Here is a 1,461-nt window from a genome sequence, read left to right as displayed (position 1 = left end):
CCAGAGCCGGGACATGTTCGTCAGCTCGCCGATCCTGACGTCGGCGTCGTAGCGGGCCCGCAGTCTGTCGATGACCTGCTGGTCGAGGCGGGCCTGGCCGGTGGCGCGGGCGGCGACGGCCAGCCGGTTGGCCTCGCGGAGCAGGTCGATGAGCCGGCCCGCCCACTTCTGGACCTTCGGCGCGAGCATCAGCACCGCCCGCAACGAGCGGATGAGGTGCTGGCAGCAGAGCTGGACGCCGGCGAGCCCGGCGTCGTACTGGTGCCAGCCGGCGTAGTCGTCGCGGGTCAGGTAGCCATGCCAGCCCTTGAGGACCTCGGYGCCGGCGATCGCCTCGGACGAGCGGGAGTGGATCGCGCCGTACCAGACCAGCCCGGACCAGGGGGTTCGCACCACCAGCAGGTGCGGGCTGCCCGACAGGACCGTGCCGGTGGCCTCGTCGAGATCCCGGCGCAGCACGTTGACCGGCGACTCGTCGCCGCACAGCACCGGCTCGGYGCGCAGCGCCGCCTTCATCGCCTCGTCGAAGCCCGCGGCGTCAAGATCGGAGGCGAGCCGTTCGTGCGCGCGGGCGACGAACCCGGCCGAGACCGGCACCCCCAGCAGCGCGCAGATGACCATCGCGGCCCGCTCGACCGGCACGTTGCCCTCGGACACGAGCAGCACAGCCGCCGCGTGCAGCCGCGGCCCATAGGACACGCTGCCCACCCCCGCGTGCGCCACCCCCGGCACCGACCCGGCCGTGACCTTCCGACAGCAGGCGCACCGCCGCCGCGGCAACGCCCACTCGACCTTCTCCAGCACCGGCTCGAGCAGGTCCCAGACCTGCGCCCACCCGTCCGGCAGCACCGTCGCGTCGGCCAGGTCCGCCCGGCACGACGAGCACTCCGCCGGCGGGTCAGCCGACAACGACCGGTCCGGCTCCGCCTCCCGGCGCAGCCCCGACCCCTGGTGGCCCGGCTGCCCGCCCGGCTTCCTCCCCTTCGAGCGGACCCGCTGCGACGCCTCGCGCCGCTCGGCCTTCCGCTTCTCCCTGGCCGCGATCGGGTCCTTCGACGGCGGCACGGAGGAGTTCGTACTGTCCCGGGACAGCTGCCGGCGCAGGTCGGCGATCTCGAGCTCGAGTTCCTCGACCCGCCGCGCAGCCCGGTCCCGTTCGGCGCGCACCGCGCCGAGCTCCGCCTGGTGCCGCGCGGCCGCGTCGTCCACGACGCGGCGCAGCCGCTCGTTGACCGACACCAGCCGATCATTCGCCGCCAGCGACGCGGCCTGCCCGGCGGCGAGCTCCTCGATCCGCGCCTCCGCAGCCGCCAGACGCGACTCCCACGACGACGCGGACAGGTCAGCCACAACCCTGATCATCCACGCCCAGCCACCAGGATCAAGCAACGATCACAGCGCGTCCCCGCAACACAAACCCCAAGGTCAGCGGCCTACCCCTGCACACCCCTGAATGGACAC

General features: G+C 73.7%; 1 protein-coding gene. It reads right to left on the bottom strand.

What is annotated here, in order from left to right; all coding sequences use genetic code 11:
- The coding region (locus BL253_RS39025) for an IS66 family transposase (RefSeq protein WP_081439123.1) at positions 1-1,362 on the bottom strand (1,362 nt) is incomplete at its 3' end.
- Positions 1,363-1,461 lie beyond the last annotated feature (99 nt).

It is taken from the genome of Pseudofrankia asymbiotica (assembly GCF_001983105.1).
GTDB lineage: Bacteria > Actinomycetota > Actinomycetes > Frankiales > Frankiaceae > Pseudofrankia > Pseudofrankia asymbiotica.
Note: the sequence above shows the minus strand (reverse complement) of the source record. Positions and strands in the feature narration are given on the sequence as shown.